Genomic DNA, 26,288 nt, shown 5'->3' on the forward strand with positions numbered 1-26,288 from the left:
TCCTGCTCCGGCGCGCCCGCAGCCCGGCCCGGAAAGATCCACGTCCGGTGCAACTCACGGGGGCACTCAACGCGTCAAGAGAGTGAATACCGGGAGGGGAGAAACCGTGAAGACGGGGAAGACGGCCGGCACCGCGATACGCACCACCAACCGCTACGGGCGGAAGAGTGCGATGGCGCTGGTCATGGGCGGGGTACTGCTGCTCACCGCGGCCTGTGGCGACGACAAGGGCAGTGGTTCGGGCGGTACGGGGGGTTCGGGCGGCGGCAGCGCGGCCTCGGCCGCGGCGGACGGGGGCGGGTCGGCCACGCCGAAGCCCTCGGCCGCGGTGCTGGCCGTGGAGCCGAAGGACGGAGCCCTGGACGTCCCGCCGAACGGGCTGCAGGTGTCCGTCTCGAACGGCAAGCTGACGACGGTCGAGGTGACCGACAAGGACGGCAAGCCGGTCGAGGGCGCGATCACCCCGGACGGCTCCGGCTGGAAGCCCGCGGGCGCGCTCGCGGTCGGCATGGCGTACAAGGTGAACGCCCAGGCGAAGGACGGCGAGGGCCTGGTGGCCGCGTCCACCACCTCGTTCACCACGCTGACGCCGGAGAAGAAGATCTCCACCAACGACAACATCAGCGACGGCGCCACCTACGGCGTCGGCATGATCGTCTCGGTGAACTTCAACAAGGACGTCAAGAACAAGGACGCCGTCGTCAAGGGCATCTCCATCGAGAGCAGCAACGGCACCGTGGTGAAGGGCCACTGGTTCGGCGACCGCCGGGTGGACTTCCGCCCGGAGGCGTACTGGGCGCCGGGCACCAAGGTGACCGTCAAGTACCGGCTGAAGAACGTCGAGGTCGCCCCCGGCATCTACGGCGACGTGGACAAGGACGAGCCGTTCACCATCGGCCGGTCGATGGTCTCCACCGCGGACGCCAAGGCGCACCAGATGACCGTCGAGCGGGACGGCAAGAGCACCACCCTGCCGGTCACCCTCGGCGCGGACGCCACGCCGTCCTGGGGCGGGACGATGGTGGTCATGTCCAAGGAGAAGGTCACCCGGATGAACTCGCAGACCGTCGGTCTCGGCGGCGAGTACGACATCCAGGACGTGCCGCACGCGATGCGGCTGACCACCTCCGGCACCTTCGTGCACGGCAACTACTGGGCCAGCCCGTTCGGCAAGACCAACGCCAGCCACGGCTGCGTGTCGATGCAGGACGTGAAGGGCGGCAGCGACTCCTCCGTCGCCGGCAAGTTCTTCAACGACTCGATGATCGGTGACCCGATCAAGGTCGTGAACACCAAGGAGAAGACCGTCGCGCCCTCCAACGGGCTCGGCGGCTGGAACGTCGACTGGGCCGCCTGGTAGGCCCCTTCGGCGTCTGTCGTGCGGCCCGGTCCTCACTCGTTGGGGTCGGGCCGCCGCGGTTTCCGGGGCGAGCAGCCCCGCGCATGGCGCAACCTTTCCGGTGGCCGGTTGCGTATACCGGTCGGGTCCGTCGGGTCCACGGGGAGTTTCTCGGATCTTCTGAGGGAGGGAATCGACGATGAGGTCGATACGCAGAGTGGTGGCCGTCGGTCTGGTCGGCGGGGCGATGGCGCTGACGGCCGCCTGCGGTGGGGGCAGCGGGGCAAGCGGGGGGAACGGGGGCGGGGGGAGCGCGGCCAAGGCCGATCTGGCGGCCGGCGCGGCGAGCGCCAAGCCCACGGAGGCGGCGCCCAGCAGCAAGACGCCGAAGGTCTCCACGGCCGCGGTGAGCATCGAGCCCAAGGCCGGCTCGGTGGACGTGGCGCCGAACGCGCTCAAGGTCGGCGCGACCGGGGGCAAGCTGACCACCGTCAAGGTGAGCGACAAGAGCGGCAAGGAGGTCCCCGGGACGATCTCCGCCGACGGCGCCTCCTGGACGCCCGCGGCGGGCCTGGAGGTGGGCACCGCCTACCGGGTCAGCGCGATGGCCGCGGACGCCGACGGCGCGGTCGCCACGGCGGACAGCGACTTCACCACGCTGACCCCGACGGCGCTCGCCAAGGCCTCGGACAACGTGGACGACAACGCCACGTACGGCGTCGGCATGATCGTCTCGGTGAACTTCAGCAAGGACGTGAAGAACCGGGACGAGGTCGCCCGCGGCATCAGCTTCGAGACCAGCAACGGCACCGTGGTCAAGGGCCACTGGTTCGGCGACCGCCGGCTGGACTTCCGCCCCGAGCAGTACTGGGCGCCGGACACCAAGGTGACCGTCAAGTACCGGCTGAAGAGCGTCGAGATCGCCCCCGGGGTGTACGGCGCGGACCGGGACGAGCCCTTCACGATCGGGCGGTCCCAGATTTCGACGGTTGACGCCGCTGCGCACAAGATGACGGTCGTACAGGGTGGCCAGTCGAGCGAGATCGACATCAGCGCCGGCGCACCCGAACACCCCACCTGGAACGGCACGATGGTGGTCATGTCCAAGGAGGGCGTGGTGCGGATGCAGTCCAGCAGCATGCCCGGCATGACCGGTGCGCCGTACGACCTCCAGGTCCCGCACTCGATGCGGCTCACCGACTCCGGCACGTACGTGCACGGCAACTACTGGAGCAGCAGCAGGACCTTCGGCGAGGACAACGTCAGCCACGGCTGCGTGGGCCTCAAGGACGTCGAGGGCGGCGGCTCCGGCACGTCGGCGGGCAAGTTCTACGACGGCTCGCTGATCGGTGACGTGATGATCGTGAAGAACTCGATCCGGAAGGAGACGCTCGACCCGTCGAACGGGCTGAGCGGCTGGAACGTCCCGTGGAGCGCCTGGTAAACCGCCGCTGAGGTGGGGGAGGGGTCAACCCGGGATTGACGGAAGTCGGCCCGGGGGGACCCCTTCTTGCATCCGGCATATGCCGACGCGGAGAGATCGTTTGCTCATTGTCCGTACGCGGCTGCTTGCGTTCCGCAATGATGGTCCGCATGGCGGGTTGGGGCGAAGCAGATCAGTCATTGGTTTCCGGGGCCGGCGTGGTCGCCGAAGTGTCCTGGATCGACGTCCAGGGCGGCGGGCTCTCGGCGTTGGAGCGGCTCACCTCCGCGGAGCTGGAGGAGATGTATTCCAGCAGACTGTGCGACCAGTCCGCGCCCAACGAGGTACGGCTGCCCTCCCGGCCGGAGTCGGGCCCGGTGGCCCGTCGGCTGGTGCTCTCGGTCCTGGAGTCCTGGGAGCTCCACCAGCACCTGGAGGCCGGGGAACTGCTCACCAGTGAGCTGGTGTCCAACGCGGTGCGGCACGCGGCCGGACGCACCATCGGACTGCACGTCAGCCGCAAGCCCGGCTGGCTCCGGATCGAGGTCCGGGACTCCTCCCGGGCGCTGCCCTGCATGATCCTCGCCGAGGCCCAGCCGGTGAACGAGCGTGGGCGGGGGCTGAGGGTCGTCGACGACCTCGCCGACCGCTGGGGCGCGGACCTGCTGCCGCGGGGCAAGGGCGTCTGGTTCGAGCTGAAGGTGCGCGAGCGGGGCTGAGGCGTCCGGCCGGTCGGCGCTTTTTTTGTGGGGAAACGCGCAGGGCCCCCGGATTCGCCGTGGTCCGGCGGGCGGGGGCCCTTGCAAGTCATCGCGCCGGCCAAGGGGGTGCGTGCCGCGCGATGGGCGTCGGCAGTGCCAGGTCGGGCCCGCCGAAGTCATCAACCCAGGGCGGCGTGCGGTGTCGCCCGCCGTTGGGCTGCTTCGACTATCGCATGGATCTCAGCATGCGGGCAAACCAGATGACTTCGAATGCAAGGCATGTTACGTAGTTCACCTTTGGATTTTGCATAGGTTAACGCTGCCGCCTGTGAATATTCATGATCACGGGCCTGCTTGCCTACTTCGTCGGCTGCCAGGGGTTGCGCAGCGAGAGCATCGGGGTGTCGACGCCGAGCCTCGTCGCGGTGCTGTGCAGCGACTCCCGCAGGTACGGGTAGAGCACGGTGACCCCGATCTGCTCGATGAACTGCCGCTGGAGGTCTTCCGCCAGTTCGAACGGCTCGCCGACGGAGAACGCGGCCGTCGCATCGACGGCGAAGTCCGCCTGGGTGCCGGCCAGCTCAAGGCGGCACCGCACTTCCAGGACGGTTCCGCCGTCCCGCTCGCGGAGCCATGTGAGGAGTGTCGTCCGGCTCTCCGCCTCCTCGCGATCCTCCTGCTGGTCGAAGAGCCGACGGCCTGAGACCTCCAGGAACGTGACGTCCAGGAGTTCGGCGGCCTCGGTGATCTCGCCGACGGACGCGAATCGCCGAGTCGGCCTGTCGGTGGACCGACCCGCCATCACGCCGTCACCGGCCTCTGGCTGTCCGGCTCCCAGGCCGCGGGTCGTGGCCCGGGCCCCCGTTCACGGACGGCCACGTGGACCTCGACCTCCACGGGGGCCGGCTGCCAGGCCGGTGCGACGGCCGAGCAGGTGTGGTCGACCATGCTGTGGAGCCGGGCATCGACGGCCCGCGCGTAACGCTGCAGGGTGGAGTAGCGGGCGTCGCCTCCGACGCGTTCGAACTCGGAGACGGTCGACTGGGATGTCCCCATGCGCTGTGCGACCTCGCGCTGGGTGAGGCCGCGCTTCTGGCGGGCCACGACGAGCGTCTCCACCAGTGCGGCGTAGGCCTCGGCGTCTTCCAGGCCCGCTGCGGTGTGGGGGTCGTCCGGGTCGATGCCGAGTAGATCATGCAGTGTGGGTGCCATGGTCTCCCTACCCTCCCGTTGATTCAACAGTATCGCCCAAAGCCGATACCGAGAACCGGGTGCTCAGTCTTTTGGGTTACGGTTCCGCCAATCCTTGAGGCGCTTCTCAGCTGTGCTGAGCTCGCTCGGCGGGGTCTTCTGGGTCTTCTTCTGGAAGAAGGACAGCGCGAGGAGCACGAGACCGTCGGCCTCCTCGGCGTAGAGGAGCCGGAAGATGCGGCGGTTGCCGGTGAGCCGAACCTCAAGGAGGTCGCTCCCGAGGCTCTTGACGTCGCCGGGCAGGGTCTGCCTCTCCTGGACCCGCCGCATCAGAACGGCGAGTTTGGTCTCCTCGTGGGACGCGAGACGGGCCTTCTCCAAGTCCTTGCGCACCGGCGTCGATCCGTCCGCGCCCTCGTAGAAGGCCCACTGTCGTTCGTCCAACGCTCACCCGCCATGCGTCTCGCCCAATCTGTTTATAGGAAGTCTAGGGCCCTGCCCGCTTCGGTCGACATGTCAACGGATGTGCACCGCTTGGCTGTTGTGATCGCGAAGGGTGCCGCGGATCCGGGCGGCGTGGCGGTGGACGGCGGCCGGGGAGAGGGCGCCCGGGCGGGGTGGTGCGGCCGGTGGGGCGCCGGGGGTGCTGCGGCAGGCGCGGCAGAGGCCGCCGAGGAGGGCGTGCGGGCGGCAGGGGGTGCGGCAGTTGGTGCACTCGGGGATGGGGACCGGCTGCGGGGGTCGCGGGGACTGCGGGCGCTCGGGTGGCAGCTTGTCGATCAGGCGGCGCCGGGTGAAGCCCGCCGGGCTGTGGATGTCCGGCGGCAGGTTCGCGGTGAGCGCGGCGGTGAAGAGGGGGAGCGTGGTCCCCCGGTCCAGCCACTCGGCGGCCAGCGGTTCGAGCGCGGCGCAGTCGGCGGCGGAGAGGGCGAGGCGGGGGTCGACCAGGCCGAGGCCGGCGAGGGCGGCGTAGGCGGCCGAGGTCGGGGAGGTGCGGTTGAGCGTTCGCTCCCTGGGGGGATCGGGTGCGGCGGGCGTTGACGCCTCCCCGGTGGAGAGGAAGTGCGCCCACCAGCCGTCGGAGCGGGGCGTCCGGGAGAAGTAGGTGCGGAATACCCAGCGGCACTGCCGGGAGTCGAGGCGCTCGCGGACGCGACGCAGGTGACCTGCGGTGGAGAGCTTGGTGAGGGCGGAGCGGCAGGCCATCTGCCCGTAGTGGGGCTGGAGGACGGCGAGGGTCTTCGCGTCCATGGCCGCGCCGTCGGGGAGCCGGTCGATGAGCGAGGCGAGGTAGGCCTCGCGGGCCGGGAGATGCCTGAAGTCGGCGGCGGAGCGGGGGAGTTGCTCCGGGGCGGACTGCTTGCCGTACCCAGGGGTGGCCATGGCGGTAGAGTCGTGGGTAGCCACAGGATCGAGCTCGCATTTCGATCGTGCCGGTCAGACCCCCGTTCGGTGTTGGTAGCACCGGCGGGGGTTGTTTCGTTGGTGCGCACGCTACACGGGGGAACCGGCTGTGGTGTAGTCGTGACGATAAGTCATATGTGCTGTGTGCGGGGGTGGTTGGGAGGGGAGGGGGGTAGTTACCTCACCGTTCCATTAAGGGGTCACTCGGCTCGTGTTGCTTGAGCTTCGGAGGCGAAGGCGACGAAGGCGGACCAGGCCTCGGGGGAGAAGGTGAGGGTCGGGCCGGCCTTGTCCTTGGAGTCGCGGACGTGGACGGTGGAGGGGGCGGAGGCAACCTCGACGCAGTTGCCGCCCTCTGTGCCGCTGTAGCTCGACTTCACCCAGGCCAGGTCGGTGCTCATAGCTCCTCTGCCAACTTGTTGATGAAAGTGGCTGACTCCTCGGGGCTGAGGGCCTGCCGGAGGATCATTGCATAGCGCTGCCACAACAGATTCACCTTCTCCGGGTCGGCAGACAGCAAGCCCATGGACTGCCCTTCCTCGTAGACGAGGCGTTCATGATCGGCGGTCTCCAGCAGGACGAATGCGCCATTGACTCCTGGGTGAAGGCATCGGGCAGGTACTACCTGAATGTCGATGTGCCTGGGCTTGCCGGCATCAAGGAGGTGATTCAACTGCTCCTTGTGTTCCGCGGCAGTGCCGACCTGGCGCAGGAGGGCGAACTCGTCGATGAGGAAGCTGAATGACTTGGTCTGATTGCTCAGGATCGCTTGCCGGGCCAATCGGGCTGCGACTCGCTCCTCCACGGTGTCGTCGTCCAGCGGAGGCCAGTGTGCGTTCAGCAGGGATCGGACAGTGGCCTCGGTCTGAAGCAGTCCAGGGATGAGCTGGTTCTCGTATGAGCTCAAGACAGTTGCCTCGGGTTCGTACTTCATGAAGTCCTGCGAGAAGGAGGGGAACTTCTCGGGCTGCAGGAATGCGGTCGCCGCCAGCAGCATCCCCTTCGCATCACACAGATCATCTGCCGCCTGGAGCAACTTGAGCGTCGGCTTCCGCCGCCCCGCCTCCATCGACCGCACGCTCTCGACGTCGTAGGAGGCCGCCCTGCTCAGCTGCTCCCGGGTCACGCCCGCCGTCGCGCGCCACCGCTTGATCTGATCGCCGCAGTACTTCCAGGCCATGGGGTTTTCCTTCGGCGCGCCCACGATCCCGTGCCCCTCCCTGCCCTGGTCACAGGGCGGTTCAAGCTCTCGTTGTACCTGCGGTGTAACTGCTGAGGCTATGCCCGGCTGCCGACGCTTGAAGGGTGAAGTGGCCGAACTCAGCTCTCCCGAGTGACGCCGTCCGTACAACCCCCAAGGACTCTGATGCTCACTCAGCCCGCCGACGTCGTCGAGTGGATGTTCCCCCGACTCCCCCGCAGCGCCGGCCGTGCCCGTATCCGGTTCATCCGGCAGGTCTTCGAGTGGGAGGTGCCCATCGACTCCGCCGAGACCGGGCTGATCCTCCTCAGCGAACTCGTCACCAACGCCTGCCGCCACGCCCGTTCCCCGCGTGACCGGATGATCGGTGTCCGGATCCTCCTCCCCACCGACTCCCTGCTCCGGATCGAGGTCTCGGACGCGAACTCCACCCTCCCGACCCCGTGCGACGCCTCCCCGGAGGACGAGTCCGGCCGGGGCCTCGAACTCGTCGCCGCCCTGGCCACCTCGTGGGGCGCCCACCTGCGCGGTGACGGCTACATCGGCAAGACGGTCTGGTGCGAACTCGCCCTTCCCACCCCGGCCAACCCGCACGGCTGAGCCCGCGACCTGCGGAGACGCGCAACTGGCGCTCCGCCGGAGCGCGTCCTGATCTTCGACGGCGTCGGCAACCGGCGCCCGAGAGGATCAGGAGACCTGTATGCGCCCGCTGCCCTGGCCGCCCGCCCCGATCAGGACCGAGCGGCTCGTACTCCGCGAGCCCGAGGCCCGGGACCGTGCGGCGTTCGTCGAGTTGCTGGCCTCGGCGGAGGTGAACACCTACCTCGGTGGGCCCAAGCCGCGGGACGAGATCGAGCGCGAGATGCCCGGGGCGCCCAGCCGGAGCCCCGGGGTCTTCGCCGTCGATCGCGACGGGGAGACGATCGGCCAGGTCCTGCTCCGCAAGGAGGCGGGGCGCCTCGGCCGGGTCGGTGAGCAGGCCGAACTCGGCTACCTGTTCCTGCCGCAGGCCTGGGGTCGCGGCTACGCCGCCGAGGCGTGCGCGGCGGCCCTCGACTGGTTCACCGGCGTACTGCCCGGCGAGCCGGTGGTGCTCGCCACCCAGACCGCGAACCTCCCCTCGATGCGCCTCGCCGCGAAGCTGGGCTTCACCGAGGTGGAGCGCTTCGAGGCCTTCGGCGCCGACCAGTGGCTCGGCCGGTGGTCCCCGGAGCCCCACCGGGACTGACCGGCCCCGCCGCTGGTCCCGTCGCCGGCCGCGCGAGAAGTCGGGTGGGCCGACTTCTCGCGCTCAACCGCTTTGGTGGAGGTCAGTTCCACGGCTCCCGGTCCGGGTCCCCCGCTGGTCGCCGGTTCCGGCCGGACCGTCGGTCAGTCCTTCGCCTCGACCTCGACGGCGGCCCGGATGTCCAGCGTGCGCCGGGCCAGTTCCCCGGGCCCACTGGCGCCCGTCTCATCGACGACGATGCCGACGGTGCTGCCGTCCGCCCAGGCGCAGGTGGTCTGGGGCACGGCCGGGAAGTCGAGCACCGCGCAGTCCATCGCGCCGCCGAGGGGGCCGGCCGGGTAGTCCTGGCGCTCGACCACCACCGGGTCGTCCGACGGGGCGCCCGTCGTCTGCGTCTCCGTGCCGAAGTACTTGTCCAGCTCCCGCCGGACGTCCGGGAAGCTACCGGTCAGCCCGATCACGGTCAGCGTGGTTTCGGTCGCCCCGGCGGGGCCGTAGCCGGCCACCGTCAGCTCCCGGTACGGCCGCAGGGCCGTCATCTGCCGCTCGATGTCGGCGCGCAGGGTCAGGATGCTGTCCTCGTCCGGGAGCCGCACCTGGTCGCCGATCCGGTCCGCGAGCACGATCCGGTGCCGCGTCGGCGCGCCGAACCCGGTCACCGCCGCGACGGTCACCGCGGCGAACAGGCCGACGACCACGGCCCCCGCGATCACGGCATTGCGGGGCACCCGCCGGTACCAGGGCAGCGGAGCCACCGGCTCCAGGGTGTTCGCCCAGATCGCCCGGAGGCCGCTGGGCTCCTCGGCCCCCTGGGCACTCTCGGACCCGGTCGTATCGTCACTCTGCACGGGCCCGGATCCTACGGCAGCGCCCGCAAGGCCCGCCGGGGTTTTCCGGGCGCCGCCACCAGTGGCGGCAACCGCCTCCTCGCCCCCACAGGACGGAACACCCGGGGCCGTCGCGGGTGGCGCGGCCATCCGCCGACCGCGCGAGAAGTCGGCCCAGCCGACTTCTCGCGCCGGTCGGGGTGGTCCTCGCACGGTCCGGCGGGACACACACGCGCACGCGCCCCTGGCAGCTCCCGCACGCCTCTACCGCCTGGTGCGGTGCTGCGCCAGATTGGTCGCCGACCGTTGAGTACGACCGAAGGGACGCTGCGATGGGCGAGCACGAGAAGCAGCCGCCGGACCCCGGGCAGGGGACTCCGCCGCCGAACAACAGCGACAGCAAGGTCGACGTTCCGCCGCCGGGCAACGGGAAGCATAAGAAGTGACGGCGGACGACGGGGGCCTGGCCGGGCTCCGGACGCGCCTGCACGCGGAGATGGAGCGGGGCGGGGCGTGGCCGGCCGACTCGCCGTGGCTGCGCGAGGCCTTCGCCGCGCTGCCCCGGGACGGGTTCGCACCGGACAGGTTGTGGCGGTGGGACGGCCGGGCCTACGCACCGCTCGACCGCGCGGTGGATCCGGGCGGCTGGGCGGGTGAACTGTACTCCGGGGCCTACTCCGCAGCCGTCACCCAGCTCACCGGAGGACTCCCGTCGTCGTCGTTGTCCGCGCCCTCCGTGGTGGCGGACATGCTGGACAGCCTCCGCGTGGAACCGGGGCACCGGGTGTGGGACCTCGGCACCGGCCAGGGCTGGACGGCGGCACTGTCCGCCTGGCGGGCCGGGCCCAGGCTGGTGGTCGGCACCGAAGTCGACGAGCACCTGGCCGCGTTCGCCCGCACCCGACTCGCGGCCGCCGGGCTCGACGCCGAGGTGACGGCAGGCGACGGCACCGACGGCGGGGTGCCGGGTGGTGGCCAGGTCGACCGGCTGCACGCCACGTACGCCGTCGAGACCGTGCCCTGGTCCTGGGTGGAGGCGGTACGGCCCGGTGGGCGGATCGTCTACCCCTGGGGCCGGTTGGGGTACGTCGCCCTCACCGTCGCCGCCGACGGCGCCGCCGCACACGGCTGGGTCCACGGCCTGGCCCAGTTCATGGGCGACCGGACCGGTCCGGCCCAACCGAGCACGGGGCCCGCCGCCTACGCGCGGGTGCGCGGCGGTGCCGAGCCCGAGGCGCACGGGGCACTGGACCGCGACCCGGCCGGCCTGGAGGACTGGCACCTCCGGTTCGCGCTGCGCGTCGCCGTCCCGGACGCCGTGCTGTTCACCGCGCAGGGCGAGGACGGGCCCGCCACCCTGGTCCACGACGGGGACCGCTCGTGGGCCGAGATCCGTCCCCGTACGGACGGCGGGCCGCAGCTCCTCCAGGGCGGGCCGCGCCGCCTCGGCGACGAGGTGCTGGCCGCCTGGACGCAGTGGGACGCGCTGGGCCGCCCCGACCTGTACGACTACGGCATCACCGTCACCCCCGACTCCCAGTGGGCCTGGCAGGGCGCCCCGGACACCGGCCCGAGATGGCCCATCGGCGGCCTGCACCCGGCCACGCGGTGACCGCGAGCCCTGCCGAGCACCCCCCCCGCGCCCACGCCCGGGGCGGCCGCCGCATCGGGCAATGGAGCCGCGCTGAACGACGTTCTCCGGCGATCCGGGTCGGACGAGGACTTCGCGGCGGATGTGGCGCCCGCTCGCGCCGAGTTCGCCGTGCTCGCCGAGTTCACCGACCGGTTCTCGACACCGGGCTTCTGACCCGCGCGGACCTGCGGCTGTTCGATCCCGGCGACGACGCGGCCATGGCCGCCGACACCGCCGCTGAACTGCACCTCGGAGTGGAGTCGGCCGACGACACCCGCCGGATTCGCGGACCTGCCCGGCGTCCAGGCGATCACGCTCGGCTTCTCCACCTGAGGGGCCTGCGCGAGAAGTCGGACCGGCCGACTTCTCGCGCTTCGGGGCGCGTCGATGACGCCCTCAGGAGATCGAGAAGCCCATCTGGTTGACCACCGGCGTCATCGGCACGTACAGCACCTGCGCGTAGCAGGTCGTCTGGTGCGCCGTCGATCCGGGCGGGCAGGCGACCTCCGAGCGGGCGGCGACGATGACGCCGCGGGCCTCCATGTCGCCGTTCGGGCCGGACGGGTTCGCCAGTGCGGGGCCGCCGCTGTCGCCCTTCGCGGCGACCGCCCGGCGGTCGCCGCCCTTCGACTCCGCGATGTCCACCGGCTTGATCTTGGTGCCCTCGTCGTTCGTCGTCTCCACGTCGACCCGCTTGACCTGCACGTCGCACCTCCACCCCGACTGGGCGCCGCTCAGGCAGATCAGGTCCCCGACGTTGTTCCGCCCGGCGCCGTACGTGTGCCGGGACGAGCCGCCGCTGTCCGACCAGGAGCCGTCGTAGAACCGGCCGCCGCCGTTCCCGTTGACCGCGATCATGCCGACGTCCAGGCCGTTGCCGACCGCGGCCAGGTCGCCGATGTAGCTGCCGGTGCCGTTGTAGTACCGGCCGCCGCCGCAGTGCGCGGCGGTCAGCACCACCTTCGTCCCGCCCTTCCAGCCGCTGAACGCCGTCGAGCAGAACGACGCCTTTCCGGTGTTCACCTCGGCGCCCGCGTAGTACGGCGCGCTGTCGGAGTGCCGGTTGCCGGACAGCGCCACCGGTGTCTCCTCGACGCCGGCCGACACCGGCATCCCGGCGATCTCGGCGGCCCGCGAGGAGTACGCCTGCACGGTCGCGTCGCCGCCGGTCAGCTGCTTCGCCGGGGCCGGCGCGTACGTGATCGCGATGGCGGTGCCGTCCTCCTGCGGGCCGATCGACGTCCACGCGTCGCGCGCCACGGCGGCGGTGAACCGGTCGATCGCGGCGCGCATCTCCGCGCGGGAGTACGGGCTCGGATGGACGTCGACGGTGTAGCCGGGGCCGACGTCCGCGGCGTTCGCGTCCAGCAGGGAACGGACCTGGGCCGGGGTCTCGCCCTTCCAGTAGATGTCGGCGTGCTGGTTCGCCGCGTCGATCACCGTCCCGGCGTAGCCGGCCGCCGCCGGATCCCGGGACTCCACCCACTCCTGCACCGGGTCCGTCATGTGGTGGAGCAGCTGCTGGGCCTTCGGATCGCGGAGCACCGGCAGGGTCACCGACAGGTAGGGCTCGTCCTTCACGACGTCGGCGGCCATCAGGGCGGAGGCGACCACGGTGGTCAGGGCCAGGGACAGCACGAGGCTGGAGCGGCGCACGAGCGGGTCCTTCCGGTGGGCCGATGGGGTCGACACTCAGCGTAGGGAGGAATGAACGGTCCGCTACGGTCTGGAAGTCGAGGGCGGGCCGCCGGTGGTTGCACGGCCGAGGAGACGCGCCCCCGGGAGGGGCGTGACAGCCTCCCGGGGGCGCGTGGGGCGGGCGGTCACCATCGCCCCGGACCCCGCGGCTGCCGCGAGGAGACCGTTCCTGCGGGGTGAGGACGCGTCAACGACCCTCGCCGCATGAGAAGTCGGACCGGCCGACTTCTCGCGCCCGCCGGTCGGTACCATCGACGCGTGAACCTGTACTGGCACGTCGTGCTGCCACCGCTCAGCGCCTGATCGGGCGCGCGCTTCGGTGGCTTGACCTCCCCACGACCCCGGCTCGGCCCGACAGTGGCCGCCGTGGGTTGGCGGCGTGCGCCCGTTCTCGGAAACCCGTTCCCCTGACGGTCTTCGACGACGGAAGTTCACGACTGTGCCGAATCGTTTGTCCTCACCTGCCAGCACCCTCCCCACGGCCCCCCGCCGCACCCGCCGCACCCGCCGCACCCGCCCGCGCGGCGGCGTGGCGCCGATCCTGACCGCCGCCGTGCTCTGGGGCACCACCGGGACGGCCAGTTCGCTGGCACCCGGCGGCGCCCCGGCCGCGGGAATCGGAGCCGCCGGGCTGGTCCTCGGCGGGCTGCTCCTCTTCCTCACCGACCGCGCCGCCCGCGTACTGCCCCGGAAGTGCGGGCCGCACGAGCGGTGGCTGCTCGCGGCCGGCGCCATCGCGGTCGCCGGATACCCGGTGACCTTCTACCCGGCGGTGAGCCGTACCGGCGTGGCCGTCGCCACCGTCATCGCGCTCGGCAGCGCGCCCGTGTTCACCGGGCTGCTCGGCTGGCTCACCCGACAGGGACGGCCCGGCGGACGCTGGGCCGGTGCCACCGCGCTGGCCGTACTCGGCTGCGCCCTCCTGGTGCTCGGCCCCGAACTCGCCGGGGGCGACACGACGGTGGACCTGCCGGGCGTGCTCCTGGCCGCGCTCTCGGGACTCTCGTACGCCGTCTACTCGCTGATCGGCGGGCGGCTGATCGCCGGCGGACACCCCTCCGGCGGGGTGATGGGCGCGATGTTCGGCGGCGGAGCGCTGATCGTCCTCCCGGTGCTGCTGTGCGGCCCCACGGGCTGGTTGCTCACGCCGCGCGGAGCGGGCGTGGTGCTGCACCTCGCGGTGATCACCACCTTCCTCGCCTACTGGCTCTTCGGCCACGGCCTACGCCACACCACCGCCCAGACCGCCACCACCCTGACCCTCGCCGAACCCGCCGTCGCGGCGGTGCTCGGCGTGGCCGCCCTCGGCGAGCGCCTGCCCGCCGCCTCCTGGTACGGCCTCGCCATCCTCGCCGGAGGCCTGGCCTTCCTGGCGCTCCCCGCTCGGCGGTAGGAGCGTTGAGTCGCGCGAGAAGTCGGCCGGTCCGACTTCTCGCGCGGCGGGCGGACCGGGCCGTCGTCAGGCGGTGAACACGCTGGAGCCGAACTCCTGGGTCGTGTGACCGCCGGGAGGAACGACCGCGATCACGTTGCCGGTGCAGTCCGGTCCGTCGTACACGAGGGCGTACTCGTTGGTGTCGTTCTGCACGATGAGCGGACGGTACGTGGCGTTGTTACAGCCGCTCGGGTTCTCGATGACCGTCTGGCCGGGATTGAAGATCAGCTCTCCGTGGGCCGCGAAGGCCGTGTTGGGCAGGGCGAGGGTCATGGTTCCGGCGGCGGCGAGGGTGCCGAGTACGGTCGTGAGGCGTCGCATGAGGGCTCCTGGGGAGTCGGGCGATCGGGGTCGGGGTCGAAGTGCCCCGGGCCCAACCTCCCCGCCCGCCGGGACGACCGCAATTCCCGTGCGCCGAGCGGGTGACACGTGTACGCACGAATGGGCGCGCGGGCCGATCGGCAAGGCCGACTTCCCGTGCGGCGGTGCGGGTTCACGCGAAGCGGTTGCCTCCGGTGGTCCCGTTTGATGGGCTGGTCGGATGGGACACACGGGGCAGGAGAGCCGGACGGCGAGGTACGACCGGATCGGCGTCGGGTACCGGCAGGTCCGTCGGCCCGATCCGCGGCTGCACGCGTTGATCGGGTCGGCGCTGCGGGGAGCGCGTACGGTGGTCAACGTCGGTGCGGGGGCGGGGTCGTACGAGCCGGAGGACGCCGAGGTCACGGCCGTCGACCCGTCGCAGGTCATGCTCGACCAGCATCCGGGGGAGCGGAAGGTCAAGGCCTCGGCCGAGCAACTTCCGTTCGAGGACGGGGCGTTCGACGCGGCGATGGCCGTCCTGACCGTCCACCACTGGTCGGACCCGCGGCGCGGGCTGGCCGAGCTGCGGCGGGTCGCGCGGCGGCAGGCGGTGTTCACCTGGGATCCGGCGCACCGGCCGCAGCTGTGGCTGCTGGAGGACTACCTGCCGGAGATCAGGGAGTTGGAGGACTCCCGCTTCACGCCGCTGGAGGAGGTGGTCGAGACCCTGGACGCGTACACCGTGCTGCCCTTCCCCGTCCCCTGGGACTTCACCGACGGCTTCCAGATCGCCCACTGGCGGCGGCCCGAGCACTACCTGGACCCGGTGGTCCGGCAGGCCAGTTCGACCTTCGCGCAGCTGCCGCCGGAGGTGGTCGAGCCGGCCGTCGAGCGGCTGCGGGCCGACCTCTCCTCGGGGGCGTGGCACCGGCGGTACGCCGACCTGCTCGACCGGGACAGCATGGACTACGGCTACCGCCTGGTCCTCGCCGGCGAGCGGCCGGCCGGGTAGGCGTTGTCGGCGGCTGCCGCCGCACAGGAAGTCGGGCCGGCCGACTTCCCGTGCAGCGCGGCTGCCGAACGATCGGTGGAGCCGGGACGGCGGCTGTCGGCTCGTCGAGGGGGAGCCGCCTCCCGGCGGCTAGGGTTGGGGCCATCGATCGATGCGCGGGGGCCAAGTCGATTGCCGCAGAGGGATCCTGGGGTCCCCGTGCGCTGCCGAAGGGGCCTCCGTCATGCCGGATTCCGCCACGCCCAGCTCGCCCAGCCCGCCCAACCCGCTCGACCTGCTCGTCCGCTACCGGCGGGCGATGCTCGACCTGGACGCGGACGCGCTGGCAGAGCTGTACGCCGAGGACGGGGTGCACGAGTTCCCGTTCCTGTTCCCCGGGATGCCGGAGCGGTACCGGGGGCGGGAGGAGATCCGGGCCGGCTACCGGGCCGCCTGGGGTGCGAGTGCGGCGCGGCCGCGGGAGATCCGGGAGGTGGCCGTCCATCCGGGGGCCGACCCGGAGGTGCTGACCGTCGAGCAGCAGGTGGTCGGGACGCTCGCCACCACCGGGGAGCCGTTCACCGTGCCGGGCCTGCTGGTGATGCGCGCCCGGGACGGCCTGCTGGTGCACGTGCGGGACTACATGGACGGCCTGGGCGTGGCCCACGCGATGGGCCGGCTGGGTGCCGTCGCCGCGCGGCTGGGGGCCGGGGCGGCCGGCAGGTAGGAAGGGCGGAGTGGGAAGTCGGACCGGCCGACTTCCCACTCCGTGAGCGGCCCGGTCAGAGGGCGAAGTGGGCGGCGATGCCGTCGAGGACGCAGTCGAGGCCGGTTTCGAACTGCCAGTCGGGGTCGTCCTTGCGGGTGGCCGCGTGGAGGTAGCGCTGGTAGTTGGGGTAGCGGCCGGTGCCCATCAGCCAGGTCATCCGGGGGGCGAGGCCGGCCCGGGTCTGGTCGCCGTCGGACCAGCCGCGCTCGCGGCGCAGGGTGTCCAGGGTGACCTCGGTGGTGACCGAGCCGTGGACGTAGCCGGTGACGGTGCGGAACACCGCCATGGTGGTGTCGGCGTCCAGGCCGTGCTCGGCCAGGGCGGCGAACGCGTGCTCGGGGACGGCGAGTTGGTTCGGGCTGAGGGAGAACGGGGTGGCCGCCCGGACAGTCCACGGGTGGGCCAGGTGCATGGCCCGCAGGTGGAGGGCGAGAGCGCGCATGGTCGCCCGCCAGTCCTCGGCGGGGGCGGCGTCCAGGGGGAGCCGGCCGTAGACGAAGTCGACCATCAGCTCGATGAGTTCGTCCTTGCCGGAGACGTACCGGTAGGCGGCCATCGGGGCGACGCCGAGTTCGGCGGCGAGCCGGCGCATGGTGACGGCGTCCAGGCCCTCGGCGTCGGCGACGGCGACGGCGGCCTCGGCGATCCGCTGCGGGGTCAGGGTGGTGCGCGGTGTGGGGGCCGGGCGGTCCAGGCGCTCCCAGAGTGACGCCGGGGGCCTGTCGTCGCCGGCGGGGGTGTCCCCGGTGGGGGCCTGCTGAGCGGGCATGGGGGCGGGCTCCTTCCGACTGGGGGTCGGTCTCACCGTAGCACCCTCCTGTGTACGACGTATCGGCAGTGGACGCCGTACACGTCGATGTGTACGTTGTATTCGAGACGGATACGCCGTACACACCAGCCATCCCGGAGGGGGACTCCCATGTCCACGGAGCAGAAGTCCAGCGAGCGGACGTCCAACGAGCGGACGTCCAGCGAGCAGGCGTCCAACGAGCAGAACCTGAAGGTCGCCGTCCTCGTCGGCAGCACCCGCGACGGCCGTTTCGGCCCGGTGGTCGCCGACTGGCTGCTCGGCCACCTCGAAGCGCGCGGCGACCTGACCGCCGACCGGATCGACCTGGTGGAGACCCCGCTGCCCGTCACCTTCCCGTCCTTCGGCGGCGAACTCTCGCCGGACGACGCCGCGCTGCTGGCCGCCGTGTCGCCCCGGCTGGAGGCGGCCGACGCCTTCGTGATCGTCACGCCCGAGTACAACCACAGCTTCCCGGCCCCGCTGAAGAACGCCATCGACTGGCACAACCGGCAGTGGCACGGCAAGCCGGTCGGCTTCGTCTCGTACGGCGGCCTGTCCGGCGGCCTGCGGGCGGTCGAGCAGCTGCGGGTGGTGATGGCCGAGCTGAACGCCGCCACGATCCGCAACACGGTCAGTTTCCACGGCGCCTCGCAGTGCTTCGACGCCGAGGGCAGGGCGATCGACCCGGCCGCCGACACCGCCGCCAAGACCATGCTCGACCAGCTCACCTGGTGGGCGCAGGCGCTGCGGGACGCCCGCCGGGCCCGCCCGTTCGCGGCCTGAGCCGGGGAAGGGGGCGGACGGCATGGCCACGGAACAGAGCGGGGGCCAGAACAAGGACCAGGCCGACGAGCGGCCCAAGCCGCCGCTGCTCGGCGTCGTCGGACTGATGCTCGGCATCTTCCTCTCGGCCCTCGACGGCCAGATCATCGGCACCGCGCTGCCGACCATCGTCGGCGACCTCGGCGGGCTGGAGCACCTCTCCTGGGCGGTCACCGCCTACCTGCTGACCTCCGCCGCCGCCACCCCGCTCTGGGGCCGGCTCGGCGACCTGTACGGGCGCAAGGGCGCCTACCAGTGGGCGGTGGTGGTGTTCCTGGCCGGCTCGGTGCTGGCCGGACTCGCCCAGGACATGGGGCAGTTGATCGCCTTCCGGGGCCTCCAGGGGATCGGCGCGGGCGGGCTGATGGTCGGCGCGCTCTCGGTGATCGGGGTGCTCGTCCCCGCCTCCGACCGGGCGCGGGTGCAGTCGGTGGTCGGCGTGCTGATGCCGATCGCCTTCGTCGGCGGACCGCTGCTCGGCGGCTTCCTCACCGAACGGCTGAGCTGGCGCTGGGCCTTCTACGTCAACCTGCCGGTCGGGCTGGTCGCGCTGCTCGCGGTCGGCGTCGGGGTACGGCTGCGGACGGAGCGGGTGCGCGCCCCGTTCGACTGGGCCGGGGTCGCCCTGCTGACCACCGGCATCCTCGCGCTCACCCTGGTGAGCAGCTGGGGCGGCACCGCCTACTCCTGGACCTCCCCGGTGCTCCTCGGCACGGCGCTCGTCGCGGTGGTCGCGCTGGGCTGGTTCGCCCGGACCGAACTGCGCGCCCCCGGGCCGCTGATCCCGCCCGCGCTGTTCCGCGACCGCAACTTCACGGTGGCGCAGATGCTGGGCTTCCTCACCGGCGCGGTGATGATCGCCCTGGTCGGCTACCTGCCGCTCTACCTGCAACTGGCCCGGGGCGCCTCGCCCACCGCCGGCGGGCTGCTCCTGCTGCCGCTGATGCTCGGCATGATGGGCACCCAGCTGGTGACGGCGCGGCTGATGGGCCGGCCCGGCGGCGAGCGGCGCTACCCGCTGCTGGGCGGCGCGGTCACCCTGGCCGGCGGCGCGCTGCTGCTGCTCCTGCGCACCGACACCCCGATCGCCGTGGCCTCGGCCCTCACGGCCGTCGCCGGGATCGGCCTCGGCCTGGTGATGCAGAGCACCCTGCTGACCTCGATGGGGGCGGTCCGGCCGCAGGACATGGGCGCGGCGATGGGCGTGGTCACGCTGCTGCGGAGCATCGGCGGCTCGCTCGGCATGGCGGCGCTCGGCGCGGTCTACACGGCGCGGCTCACCGACTCCCTCACGGAGCGCCTCGGGGCCGCCGAGGCCGGCCGGCTCACCGGCGGCGGGCTGACCCCGGCCTCCCTCGACGGGCTCCCGGCGGCCGTCCGCGACGCCGTCGGGGCGGCGGTCACCGGCGGCCTGCACGGCACGGTCGTGGGCGGGGTCCTGCTGGCGGCCGCGGCGACGGCCCTCGCCTGCCTGGTGCGCCCGCAGCAGGGAGCGGCCAGGGAGATCAAGCCGCCGAAGCCCGAGCCCGAGCCGACGAAGCCAGACCCGGAGCCGGAGCCGGCCGACACCCCCGCGAAGGCGGCCACGGCCGGGTGATCCGGAGAACGCGCAGGCCCCCGGGCGGAACGGGGGACCGCCCGGGGGCCTGCGGAAAAGCCGGTCAGCTCAGCACTCGATGACGTTGACGGCGAGCCCGCCGCGCGAGGTCTCCTTGTACTTGATCTTCATGTCGGCCCCGGTCTCCTTCATCGTCTTGATCGCCTTGTCCAGCGAGACGTGGTGCCGTCCGTCGCCGCGCAGCGCCATCCGGGCCGCGGTGACGGCCTTGACGGAGGCCATGCCGTTGCGCTCGATGCAGGGGATCTGGACGAGGCCGCCGACCGGGTCGCAGGTGAGGCCGAGGTTGTGCTCGATGCCGATCTCGGCGGCGTTCTCGACCTGCTCGGGGGTGCCGCCGAGGACCTCGGCGAGGCCGCCCGCGGCCATCGAGCAGGCGGAGCCGACCTCGCCCTGGCAGCCGACCTCGGCGCCGGAGATGGAGGCGTTCTCCTTGAAGAGCATGCCGATGGCGCCGGCGGCGAGCAGGAAGCGGACGATGCCGTCGTCGTCGGCGCCCGGGATGAAGTTCAGGTAGTAGTGCAGGACGGCCGGGATGATCCCGGCGGCGCCGTTGGTCGGCGCGGTGACGACCCGGCGGCCGGAGGCGTTCTCCTCGTTCACGGCCATCGCGTAGAGGGTCACCCACTCCATCGCGTTGGCCGGCCCGATGCCCTCGGCGCGCAGCGCGCGGGCACCCGAGGCGGCCCGGCGGCGGACCTTCAGCCCGCCCGGCAGGATGCCCTCGCGGGACATGCCGGCCCGCACGCACTCCTGCATCACGGACCAGATCTCCAGCAGACCGGTCCGGATCTCCTCCTCGCTGCGCCAGGCCTTCTCGTTCTCCAGCATCAGGCCGGAGATCGACAGGCCGGTCTCCCGGCTGAGCCGCAGCAGCTCGTCGCCGGTGCGGAAGGGGTACTTCAGCACGGTGTCGTCGGGCTTGACCCGGTCCGCGCCGATCGCGTCCTCGTCCACCACGAAGCCGCCGCCGACCGAGTAGTAGGTCTTCTCCAGCAGGGTCGAGCCGTCCGCCGCGTACGCCCACAGGGTCATCCCGTTGGCGTGGTACGGCAGCGAGCGGCGGCGGTGCAGGATCAGCTGGGTGTCCGGGTCGAAGTCGATCGGGTGCTCGCCGAGCAGGTTGATCCGCTTCTCGGCGAGGATCCGCTCGACGTCCTTGTCGGCCTGGTCGACGTCGACGGTGCGGGGCGAGGCGTTCTCCAGGCCGAGCAGGACGGCCTTCGGGGTGCCGTGGCCGTGGCCGGTGGCGCCGAGCGAGCCGTACAGCTCGGCCCGTACACCCGTCACCCGGTCCAGCAGGTCCTCGGTGCGCAGTCGGCGGGCGAACATCCGGGCGGCGCGCATCGGGCCCACGGTGTGGGAGCTCGACGGGCCGATGCCGATGGAGAAGAGGTCGAAGACGCTGATGGCCACGGGGGACGTCCTTGTCTGGTCTCGTGGAAGGACTTGCGGGCAGGGAGGGGCCGACACGGGACGGGGCACCGCGCGCACTTCCAGTGTGCGCGGTGCCCCGGGGTGCCTGGTACGCCGGAGGGGTGAGGCCGGTCACCCCGCCCGAACGATCACCGGAGTGATCAGAGGTTCGGGTAGAGCGGGTACTTCGCGGCCAGGGCGGAGACCCGGGCCTTCAGCGCGTCGGCGACGGTCTCGTCGAAGGCGGGCTTGAGCGCCTCGGCGATGATGTCGGCGACCTCGCGGAAGTCCTCGGCCTGGAAGCCGCGGGTGGCCAGGGCCGGGGTGCCGATGCGCAGGCCCGAGGTGACCATCGGCGGGCGCGGGTCGTTCGGGATGGCGTTGCGGTTGACGGTGATGCCGACCTCGTGCAGCCGGTCCTCGGCCTGCTGGCCGTCGAGCTGGCTGTTGCGCAGGTCGACCAGGACCAGGTGGACGTCGGTGCCGCCGGAGAGCACGCTGGCGCCGGCCTCGGCCACGTCGGCCTGGAGCAGGCGCTCGGCGAGGATGCGGGCGCCGTCCAGGGTGCGCTGCTGGCGCTCCTTGAACTCCTCGGAGGCCGCGACCTTGAAGGCGACCGCCTTGCCGGCGATCACGTGCTCCAGCGGGCCGCCCTGCTGGCCGGGGAAGACCGCGGAGTTGATCTTCTTGGCGAACTCGGCCTTGGACAGGATGACGCCGCCGCGCGGGCCGCCCAGGGTCTTGTGGGTCGTGGTGGTGACCACGTCCGCGTAGGGCACCGGGTTCGGGTGCAGCCCGGCGGCCACCAGGCCGGCGAAGTGCGCCATGTCCACCATGAGCAGCGCGCCGACCTCGTCGGCGATCCGGCGGAACGCGGCGAAGTCGAGCTGGCGCGGGTAGGCGGACCAGCCGGCGATGATCAGCTTCGGCTGGTGCTCCTTGGCGAGGCGCTCGACCTCGGCCATGTCGACCTGGCCGGTCTTCTCGTCCACGTGGTACGCGGCCACGTTGTAGAGCTTGCCGGAGAAGTTGATCTTCATGCCGTGGGTCAGGTGGCCGCCGTGGGCCAGGCTCAGGCCCAGGATGGTGTCGCCCGGCTGGATCAGCGCGAACATCGCGGCGGCGTTGGCCTGCGCGCCGGAGTGCGGCTGGACGTTGGCGTGCTCGGCCCCGAACAGGGCCTTGATGCGGTCGATCGCGATCTGCTCGACCACGTCGACGTGCTCGCAGCCACCGTAGTAGCGGCGGCCGGGGTAGCCCTCCGCGTACTTGTTGGTGAGCACCGAGCCCTGGGCCTCCATGACCGCCACCGGGGCGAAGTTCTCGGAGGCGATCATCTCCAGGGTGGTCTGCTGGCGGTGCAGCTCGGCGTCGACCGCGGCGGCGATCTCCGGGTCGAGGGCGTGCAGGGACTGGTTGAGAACAGTCATGGTGTGGTCTTCCCGGGAGGAGGAGGGAAAGGGGCCAGGGCGGGACGGACCGCGGTGCGGCGGCCCGTCCCGTCGGGGGCTCAGCCCTGGGGGTTGGTGAGCGCGTCGTACTCGTCGGCGCTGAGCAGCTCGTCGGTGGCCTCGACGCGCACCTTGAACAGCCAGCCGCCCTCGAAGGGGTCGCTGTTGACGAGGGCGTTGTTGTCCAGGACGTCCGGGTTGACCTCGGTGACCTCGCCGGTCACCGGGGAGAACAGGTCGCTGACCGACTTGGTGGACTCCAGCTCGCCACAGGTCTCGCCGGCGGTCACGGTCTCGCCGACCTCGGGCAGCTGCACGTAGACGATGTCACCGAGCGCGTCCGCGGCGTGCTTGGTGATACCGATCGTGGAGACACCGTCCACGGCGGCCGTCAGCCACTCGTGCTCCTTGGTGTACTGAAGGTGCTGGGGGTTGCTCATGGCGTCATTCTCCAGGATGGGAAGCGGGTACGACGAAGCGGGCCGCCGCGCGGACGGCTGCGACGTGCGCGTATGGGAAAACGGGGGGCGTGCGAGGGGTCAGCGGGCGCGCTTGTAGAACGGCAGCGCCACGACCCTGACGGGCTCGTGCTTGCCGCGCACGTCCACCGCGACGGTGGTGCCGGGGGCGGCGTGGGCGGCGTCGACGTAGGCCATCGCGATCGGCTGCCCCAGGGTCGGGGACGGCGCGCCGGAGGTGATCCGGCCGATCGGCTCGCCCTCGGTGGAGACCACGGTGTACTCGGCGCGCGGCACCCGCTTGCCGTCGGAGACCAGGCCGACCAGCACCTTCGGCGGGTTGGTCTCGGCCGCGGCGGCGGCCGCCTCCAGGGCCTTGCGGCCGACGAAGGCGCCCTCGTTGGTGGTCTTGTCGAAGCGGACGACCCGGCCCAGGCCGGCGTCGAACGGGGTCAGGTCGGTGGACAGCTCGTGCCCGTACAGCGGCATGCCGGCCTCCAGGCGCAGCGTGTCGCGGCAGGACAGGCCGCAGGGGACCAGGCCGCGGTCCGCGCCGGCGGCGGTCAGCGCCTGCCAGACCGGCTCGGCGTCGGCCGGGTGACAGAAGATCTCGAAGCCGTCCTCGCCGGTGTAGCCGGTGCGGGCGAGCAGCACCTCGCGGTCGGCCACGAAGGCCGGGAGGATCGCGTAGTACTTCAGGCCGGGCAGGTCGGCGTCGGTGGTGTCGGCCAGGATGCCGGTGGCCTCCGGGCCCTGGACGGCGATCAGCGCGTAGGTGTCGCGGTCGTCGGTGACGACGGCGTCGAAGCCCTTGGCACGGGCGATCAGCTCGTCGAGGACCAGCTGGGCGTTGGAGGCGTTGGCGACGACCAGGAAGGCGTCCTCGCGCAGGCGGTAGACGATCAGGTCGTCCAGGATGCCGCCGTCCTCGGCGCAGATCATGGTGTAGCGGGCGCGCAGCTCGCCCAGCGCGGAGACGAAGCCGACCAGGGCGTGGTCCAGCATCTCGCCGGCCTGCGGGCCGGTGACGGTGATCTCGCCCATGTGCGAGAGGTCGAACAGGCCGGCCTTGGTGCGGACGGCGAGGTGCTCCTCGCGCTCGCTGCCGTAGCGCAGCGGCATGTCCCAGCCGGCGAAGTCGGTCATGGTCGCGCCGAGGGCGCGGTGCAGCGCGTCGAGCGCGGTCAGGCGGAGGGACGACATGGCCAGGAACTCCTCGGTCGGGGCACTCAGGGGTGCACGCACCGGACCGGACCCGCTGGGGGGCCGACCCTGCGCGCGGGCATGCGGCGGCGTGGGTCTCCCCATCTGTCGTCGAACCTGAGAGCTTCACCGCCCCGCCGCCCGCAGCCGTTTCCAGCTTGGGGGACAGCATGACGGCTTGCACCGTGGGTGGGCGCACGACAGGGCCGGGCGCCGCTTTCCAGATGTGCCTAACCCGTGCGGTAGGGGTGCCTGAGAGATTCCGGGGAGGACTTGCTCCTTCGGCGCCGGCTGTGCCTGAGTGGCACTCCGGGCTCTCCCGCGCGGGTTCGAGCGGCCGGTATGGAGTTGTGGGGGCCCGCGGCGCATGCCGTCGGACGGGCACATCATGGCACGTCCCGGACGACGAGGGGAGGGGGGACCCGGTCACACCGCGCGGGACCCGAACACGAGTCCTGACCGCACCCCCCGCACGCCTCTAGACTGCTGCGCGTCGGTGCGGCAGTGGGCGGCCGACGGCAGAGGGCGGAATCGGCGGCGCATGGGGTACCCGGTGGAGCAGCAGCAGGGGTGGGGCGGACCGGAGGAGGCGCCGGCGGGCGGCTCCTGGCCGGCCAACGAACTGGAGCAGGTGCTGACCGCGGCCCTGGGCGACCCGGGCGCGACCCCACGGGTGTTCGAGGTGCTGGCGCGCAGCCAGGTGTGGGTGCCGCTGCCGGCCGGGGCCGACCCGCAGGGCCAGGCGCTCGACCTGCCGACCATCGAGCTGGGCGGCGACCCGTACGTGCCGGTGTTCTCCTCGCAGGAGGTGTTCCTCCAGCAGGCGCCGGGGATGGCCTTCGCGATCGCGCCGGTGTGGGAGTTCGCCCGCGGGCTGCCGCTGGGCCTCGGCATCGCGGTGAACCCGGACGCGCCGGTGGGCCTCCCGGTGCCGCCGCAGGGGGTCGCCGAGCTGCGCCGCGGCCCGCGCGAGGACCGCTGGGAGCAGGCCGAGGGCGCCGCGGAGCCGACCGGCGGCCGGGTGGCGCTGCGCGAGCCGGTGCCGGGCGAGGACCCGGAGCACTTCCTGGCCGCCTGCCGGAGCGAACTGTCGGCGCTGCCCGGTGTGTTGACCGCCCGCAGGGCGCTGGCCAGCATCGAGGGCGAACCGACCGTGATGTTCGTGGGCGTCCAGTTGGACCCGGCGGCCCCGGCCGACCCGGCCGCGGTGAACGAGGCACTCGGGCGAGCGCTGGGAACCGCGCCGCTGCCCGGGGGCGTCCACCTCGTACTGCTCGACCTCGCCGACGACCCGGTGGTCGAGTGGCTGCTCACCCGGGTACTGCCTTTCCACACGCGGGCGTGAGCGGGTCCGGATCAGAGGCACGTCGCCGTGGCGGTGGCCGGTGCCGCGCCATAGGGTGCGTGCAGACGGCCGACGGGTCGGCGGGTTGAGGGAAAGAGGCGCGGCGAGGTGGGCGCATGAGTGCGGGAACGGGAGCGGGCGGTGTGCCGGGGCCCTGGGGCCAGGCACCGGCCGGGCGCCCGGGAGCTGATCCCGGCGCGTTGGAGCGCGCCCTGCGCGACGTCGCGCCGGAGCGCTACGACGCGTACGAGCGGCTGCTGCACGCGCTGGCGGACGGCCGGGTCTGGATGCTGCTGTGGCACGGCACGCCGGGCAGCCCGGACGCGCAGTACGGGAACATGGAGATCAGCGGCCACGGCTACGCGCCGGCCGTCACCTCGCCCGAGCAGCTGACCGCCTCCGGCTGGGCGCGGGCCCACGAGGTCGTCTCCGGCCGGGAGATCGCGGCCTCGCTGTACCGCACCCGCTGGGGCCTGTGGCTCAACCCGCACGCCCCCGGCGGCGGCGTCGGCGTGCCCTGGGCGGACCTCCGGCGGGTCGCCGCGGGCCTGGACCGGCTGCCGGCCGGGCCGTTGAAGCTCAGCGAGCCGCAGTTGAACGCCCAGCCGTTCTTCGCGCTGCTGGAGCGGCAGGCCGCCGAGGTGCGCGCGGTCCGGGCACTGCGCCGGGCCTGGGTGCAGCCCGCGGTGGGGGAGTCGTACCTGGCCATCGGCCTTGACCTCTACGAGAGTTCGCCGCCGGCGGTGGAGGCGGTGCGGGCGCTGATGCAGCGCGCGATCGCGGTGGCCCCGGAGGGGCTCGCGGTGTCCACGGTGGCGATGTCGGACGAGTACGACCCGGTGGCGCTGTGGATGCGCGCCAACGCGCGGCCGTTCTTCGACCGGGAGGCGGGCCGCCCGCCGACCGGCCCGTACCCGCCGGTGCCCCCGCCGCCGTACCCCGGGCAGTCGATGCCGGGCTACGCGTACGGCACCCAGCCGCCGGCGCAGGGCTGGCAGCAGCAGCCGCAGCGGCCGTGGCCCGGCTACCCCGGGCGCTGAAT

At 72.3% G+C, this 26,288-nt stretch carries 27 protein-coding genes and 1 riboswitch; of the genes, 13 read left to right on the top strand and 14 right to left on the bottom strand.

The window, feature by feature from the left end:
* Positions 1-106 precede the first annotated feature (106 nt).
* The 3 genes from ACFVU7_RS07490 (at position 107) to ACFVU7_RS07500 (ending at position 3,481) form a co-directional block, all read left to right on the top strand.
* On the top strand, positions 107-1,360 hold the full coding sequence (locus ACFVU7_RS07490; protein ID WP_234348164.1) for an Ig-like domain-containing protein: 1,254 nt from the start codon (positions 107-109) through the stop codon (positions 1,358-1,360).
* Positions 1,361-1,538: 178 nt separating this feature from the next.
* Positions 1,539-2,783, top strand: coding sequence for an Ig-like domain-containing protein (locus ACFVU7_RS07495; RefSeq protein ID WP_388044606.1), 1,245 nt, complete (start codon positions 1,539-1,541; stop codon positions 2,781-2,783).
* 197 nt (positions 2,784-2,980) lie between these two features.
* Complete coding sequence (locus ACFVU7_RS07500) at positions 2,981-3,481, top strand: ATP-binding protein (RefSeq protein WP_074001473.1); 501 nt, start codon at positions 2,981-2,983, stop codon at positions 3,479-3,481.
* A gap of 340 nt (positions 3,482-3,821) precedes the next feature.
* On the opposite strand, the gene ACFVU7_RS07505 is transcribed toward ACFVU7_RS07500, so the two are convergent.
* From ACFVU7_RS07505 to ACFVU7_RS07530, 6 genes are all read right to left on the bottom strand, one after another.
* Positions 3,822-4,265, bottom strand: coding sequence for a hypothetical protein (locus ACFVU7_RS07505; RefSeq protein ID WP_049649065.1), 444 nt, complete (start codon positions 4,263-4,265; stop codon positions 3,822-3,824).
* On the bottom strand, positions 4,265-4,675 hold the full coding sequence (locus ACFVU7_RS07510) for a helix-turn-helix domain-containing protein (RefSeq protein WP_063780013.1): 411 nt from the start codon (positions 4,673-4,675) through the stop codon (positions 4,265-4,267). The genes ACFVU7_RS07505 and ACFVU7_RS07510 overlap by 1 nt, the downstream gene beginning before the upstream one ends.
* A gap of 63 nt (positions 4,676-4,738) precedes the next feature.
* Complete coding sequence (locus ACFVU7_RS07515; protein ID WP_388044607.1) at positions 4,739-5,098, bottom strand: type II toxin-antitoxin system RelE/ParE family toxin; 360 nt, start codon at positions 5,096-5,098, stop codon at positions 4,739-4,741.
* Between the two features lie 72 nt (positions 5,099-5,170).
* Positions 5,171-6,037, bottom strand: a complete 867-nt coding sequence (locus ACFVU7_RS07520; protein WP_388044608.1) for a hypothetical protein — start codon at positions 6,035-6,037, stop codon at positions 5,171-5,173.
* Positions 6,038-6,258: 221 nt separating this feature from the next.
* Complete coding sequence (locus ACFVU7_RS07525) at positions 6,259-6,459, bottom strand: DUF397 domain-containing protein (RefSeq protein WP_388044609.1); 201 nt, start codon at positions 6,457-6,459, stop codon at positions 6,259-6,261.
* Positions 6,456-7,238 carry a helix-turn-helix transcriptional regulator gene (locus ACFVU7_RS07530; RefSeq protein ID WP_388044610.1) on the bottom strand — a complete coding sequence of 261 codons (783 nt, stop codon included), beginning with the start codon at positions 7,236-7,238 and terminating at the stop codon, positions 6,456-6,458. Before ACFVU7_RS07530 ends, ACFVU7_RS07525 begins: the two co-directional genes overlap by 4 nt.
* A 186-nt stretch (positions 7,239-7,424) precedes the next feature.
* Between ACFVU7_RS07530 and ACFVU7_RS07535 the strand changes: the two genes are divergently transcribed.
* Together ACFVU7_RS07535 and ACFVU7_RS07540 are read left to right on the top strand one after the other, a co-directional pair.
* Positions 7,425-7,859 (top strand): ATP-binding protein, encoded by a 435-nt coding sequence (locus ACFVU7_RS07535; protein WP_388044611.1) that lies wholly within the window; start codon positions 7,425-7,427, stop codon positions 7,857-7,859.
* Between the two features lie 100 nt (positions 7,860-7,959).
* A complete protein-coding gene (locus ACFVU7_RS07540; RefSeq protein ID WP_388044612.1) occupies positions 7,960-8,487 on the top strand; it encodes a GNAT family N-acetyltransferase in 528 nt (175 codons plus the stop codon).
* A 143-nt stretch (positions 8,488-8,630) separates the two neighbouring features.
* Here ACFVU7_RS07540 and ACFVU7_RS07545 read toward each other — a convergent pair whose 3' ends face one another.
* Positions 8,631-9,335: a hypothetical protein gene (locus ACFVU7_RS07545; protein ID WP_388044613.1), complete on the bottom strand. Its 705-nt coding sequence runs from the start codon at positions 9,333-9,335 to the stop codon at positions 8,631-8,633.
* 421 nt (positions 9,336-9,756) lie between these two features.
* Between ACFVU7_RS07545 and ACFVU7_RS07550 the strand changes: the two genes are divergently transcribed.
* The gene (locus tag ACFVU7_RS07550) at positions 9,757-10,926 is read left to right on the top strand and encodes a protein-L-isoaspartate O-methyltransferase (RefSeq protein ID WP_388044614.1); all 1,170 of its coding nucleotides are present in this window, start codon (positions 9,757-9,759) and stop codon (positions 10,924-10,926) included.
* A 417-nt stretch (positions 10,927-11,343) separates the two neighbouring features.
* On the opposite strand, the gene ACFVU7_RS07555 is transcribed toward ACFVU7_RS07550, so the two are convergent.
* Entirely contained in the window at positions 11,344-12,603 is a 1,260-nt protein-coding gene (locus ACFVU7_RS07555) for a hypothetical protein (protein WP_388044615.1), read from the bottom strand.
* A gap of 493 nt (positions 12,604-13,096) precedes the next feature.
* Between ACFVU7_RS07555 and ACFVU7_RS07560 the strand changes: the two genes are divergently transcribed.
* Positions 13,097-14,038 carry a DMT family transporter gene (locus ACFVU7_RS07560; RefSeq protein ID WP_388044616.1) on the top strand — a complete coding sequence of 314 codons (942 nt, stop codon included), beginning with the start codon at positions 13,097-13,099 and terminating at the stop codon, positions 14,036-14,038.
* Positions 14,039-14,104: 66 nt separating this feature from the next.
* Here the strand turns inward: ACFVU7_RS07560 and ACFVU7_RS07565 are convergent, their stop codons facing one another.
* On the bottom strand, positions 14,105-14,401 hold the full coding sequence (locus ACFVU7_RS07565) for a hypothetical protein (RefSeq protein ID WP_388044617.1): 297 nt from the start codon (positions 14,399-14,401) through the stop codon (positions 14,105-14,107).
* Between the two features lie 220 nt (positions 14,402-14,621).
* Here ACFVU7_RS07565 and ACFVU7_RS07570 point away from each other — a divergent pair, with 220 nt between their 5' ends.
* Together ACFVU7_RS07570 and ACFVU7_RS07575 are read left to right on the top strand one after the other, a co-directional pair.
* On the top strand, positions 14,622-15,395 hold the full coding sequence (locus tag ACFVU7_RS07570) for a class I SAM-dependent methyltransferase (RefSeq protein WP_388044618.1): 774 nt from the start codon (positions 14,622-14,624) through the stop codon (positions 15,393-15,395).
* 223 nt (positions 15,396-15,618) lie between these two features.
* Positions 15,619-16,101, top strand: a complete 483-nt coding sequence (locus tag ACFVU7_RS07575) for a nuclear transport factor 2 family protein (RefSeq protein ID WP_388044619.1) — start codon at positions 15,619-15,621, stop codon at positions 16,099-16,101.
* A 55-nt stretch (positions 16,102-16,156) separates the two neighbouring features.
* Here ACFVU7_RS07575 and ACFVU7_RS07580 read toward each other — a convergent pair whose 3' ends face one another.
* A complete protein-coding gene (locus ACFVU7_RS07580) occupies positions 16,157-16,912 on the bottom strand; it encodes a TetR/AcrR family transcriptional regulator (RefSeq protein WP_388044620.1) in 756 nt (251 codons plus the stop codon).
* 150 nt (positions 16,913-17,062) lie between these two features.
* Here ACFVU7_RS07580 and ACFVU7_RS07585 point away from each other — a divergent pair, with 150 nt between their 5' ends.
* Together ACFVU7_RS07585 and ACFVU7_RS07590 are read left to right on the top strand one after the other, a co-directional pair.
* Complete coding sequence (locus tag ACFVU7_RS07585; protein WP_388044621.1) at positions 17,063-17,716, top strand: NADPH-dependent FMN reductase; 654 nt, start codon at positions 17,063-17,065, stop codon at positions 17,714-17,716.
* Between the two features lie 22 nt (positions 17,717-17,738).
* Positions 17,739-19,352: an MDR family MFS transporter gene (locus tag ACFVU7_RS07590; protein WP_388044622.1), complete on the top strand. Its 1,614-nt coding sequence runs from the start codon at positions 17,739-17,741 to the stop codon at positions 19,350-19,352.
* A 69-nt stretch (positions 19,353-19,421) separates the two neighbouring features.
* Here ACFVU7_RS07590 and ACFVU7_RS07595 read toward each other — a convergent pair whose 3' ends face one another.
* The 4 genes from ACFVU7_RS07595 to gcvT all read right to left on the bottom strand — a co-directional run bounded on the left by ACFVU7_RS07595 (position 19,422) and on the right by gcvT (position 23,901).
* Positions 19,422-20,789, bottom strand: a complete 1,368-nt coding sequence (locus ACFVU7_RS07595; protein ID WP_074001486.1) for an L-serine ammonia-lyase — start codon at positions 20,787-20,789, stop codon at positions 19,422-19,424.
* Between the two features lie 161 nt (positions 20,790-20,950).
* Positions 20,951-22,219, bottom strand: coding sequence for a serine hydroxymethyltransferase (glyA, locus tag ACFVU7_RS07600; RefSeq protein WP_049649095.1), 1,269 nt, complete (start codon positions 22,217-22,219; stop codon positions 20,951-20,953).
* A gap of 80 nt (positions 22,220-22,299) precedes the next feature.
* Positions 22,300-22,680, bottom strand: a complete 381-nt coding sequence (gcvH, locus tag ACFVU7_RS07605) for a glycine cleavage system protein GcvH (protein WP_049649096.1) — start codon at positions 22,678-22,680, stop codon at positions 22,300-22,302.
* Positions 22,681-22,779: 99 nt separating this feature from the next.
* A complete protein-coding gene (gcvT, locus tag ACFVU7_RS07610; RefSeq protein WP_049649097.1) occupies positions 22,780-23,901 on the bottom strand; it encodes a glycine cleavage system aminomethyltransferase GcvT in 1,122 nt (373 codons plus the stop codon).
* A gap of 230 nt (positions 23,902-24,131) precedes the next feature.
* Positions 24,132-24,233, bottom strand: a riboswitch (glycine riboswitch).
* A gap of 209 nt (positions 24,234-24,442) precedes the next feature.
* Here gcvT and ACFVU7_RS07615 point away from each other — a divergent pair.
* On the top strand, positions 24,443-25,246 hold the full coding sequence (locus ACFVU7_RS07615) for an enhanced serine sensitivity protein SseB C-terminal domain-containing protein (RefSeq protein ID WP_117489618.1): 804 nt from the start codon (positions 24,443-24,445) through the stop codon (positions 25,244-25,246).
* 116 nt (positions 25,247-25,362) lie between these two features.
* Complete coding sequence (locus tag ACFVU7_RS07620) at positions 25,363-26,286, top strand: enhanced serine sensitivity protein SseB C-terminal domain-containing protein (protein ID WP_388044623.1); 924 nt, start codon at positions 25,363-25,365, stop codon at positions 26,284-26,286.
* Positions 26,287-26,288 lie beyond the last annotated feature (2 nt).

The organism is Kitasatospora sp. NPDC058046, from assembly GCF_042885595.1.
Taxonomy (GTDB): Bacteria; Actinomycetota; Actinomycetes; order Streptomycetales; family Streptomycetaceae; genus Kitasatospora.

What these genes read in the sequence shown, in the direction of transcription:
- ACFVU7_RS07495 (WP_388044606.1), top strand. Translation starts at nt 1,539, where the DNA reads ATGAGGTCGATACGCAGAGTGGTGGCCGTCGGTCTGGTCGGCGGGGCG.
- ACFVU7_RS07505 (WP_049649065.1), bottom strand. Translation starts at nt 4,265, where the DNA reads ATGGCGGGTCGGTCCACCGACAGGCCGACTCGGCGATTCGCGTCCGTC.
- ACFVU7_RS07510 (WP_063780013.1), bottom strand. Translation starts at nt 4,675, where the DNA reads ATGGCACCCACACTGCATGATCTACTCGGCATCGACCCGGACGACCCC.
- ACFVU7_RS07520 (WP_388044608.1), bottom strand. Translation starts at nt 6,037, where the DNA reads ATGGCCACCCCTGGGTACGGCAAGCAGTCCGCCCCGGAGCAACTCCCC.
- ACFVU7_RS07525 (WP_388044609.1), bottom strand. Translation starts at nt 6,459, where the DNA reads ATGAGCACCGACCTGGCCTGGGTGAAGTCGAGCTACAGCGGCACAGAG.
- ACFVU7_RS07530 (WP_388044610.1), bottom strand. Translation starts at nt 7,238, where the DNA reads ATGGCCTGGAAGTACTGCGGCGATCAGATCAAGCGGTGGCGCGCGACG.
- ACFVU7_RS07535 (WP_388044611.1), top strand. Translation starts at nt 7,425, where the DNA reads ATGCTCACTCAGCCCGCCGACGTCGTCGAGTGGATGTTCCCCCGACTC.
- ACFVU7_RS07540 (WP_388044612.1), top strand. Translation starts at nt 7,960, where the DNA reads ATGCGCCCGCTGCCCTGGCCGCCCGCCCCGATCAGGACCGAGCGGCTC.
- ACFVU7_RS07565 (WP_388044617.1), bottom strand. Translation starts at nt 14,401, where the DNA reads ATGCGACGCCTCACGACCGTACTCGGCACCCTCGCCGCCGCCGGAACC.
- ACFVU7_RS07570 (WP_388044618.1), top strand. Translation starts at nt 14,622, where the DNA reads ATGGGACACACGGGGCAGGAGAGCCGGACGGCGAGGTACGACCGGATC.
- ACFVU7_RS07575 (WP_388044619.1), top strand. Translation starts at nt 15,619, where the DNA reads ATGCCGGATTCCGCCACGCCCAGCTCGCCCAGCCCGCCCAACCCGCTC.
- ACFVU7_RS07580 (WP_388044620.1), bottom strand. Translation starts at nt 16,912, where the DNA reads ATGCCCGCTCAGCAGGCCCCCACCGGGGACACCCCCGCCGGCGACGAC.
- ACFVU7_RS07585 (WP_388044621.1), top strand. Translation starts at nt 17,063, where the DNA reads ATGTCCACGGAGCAGAAGTCCAGCGAGCGGACGTCCAACGAGCGGACG.
- ACFVU7_RS07590 (WP_388044622.1), top strand. Translation starts at nt 17,739, where the DNA reads ATGGCCACGGAACAGAGCGGGGGCCAGAACAAGGACCAGGCCGACGAG.
- glyA (WP_049649095.1), bottom strand. Translation starts at nt 22,219, where the DNA reads ATGACTGTTCTCAACCAGTCCCTGCACGCCCTCGACCCGGAGATCGCC.
- gcvH (WP_049649096.1), bottom strand. Translation starts at nt 22,680, where the DNA reads ATGAGCAACCCCCAGCACCTTCAGTACACCAAGGAGCACGAGTGGCTG.
- gcvT (WP_049649097.1), bottom strand. Translation starts at nt 23,901, where the DNA reads ATGTCGTCCCTCCGCCTGACCGCGCTCGACGCGCTGCACCGCGCCCTC.
- ACFVU7_RS07615 (WP_117489618.1), top strand. Translation starts at nt 24,443, where the DNA reads ATGGGGTACCCGGTGGAGCAGCAGCAGGGGTGGGGCGGACCGGAGGAG.
- ACFVU7_RS07620 (WP_388044623.1), top strand. Translation starts at nt 25,363, where the DNA reads ATGAGTGCGGGAACGGGAGCGGGCGGTGTGCCGGGGCCCTGGGGCCAG.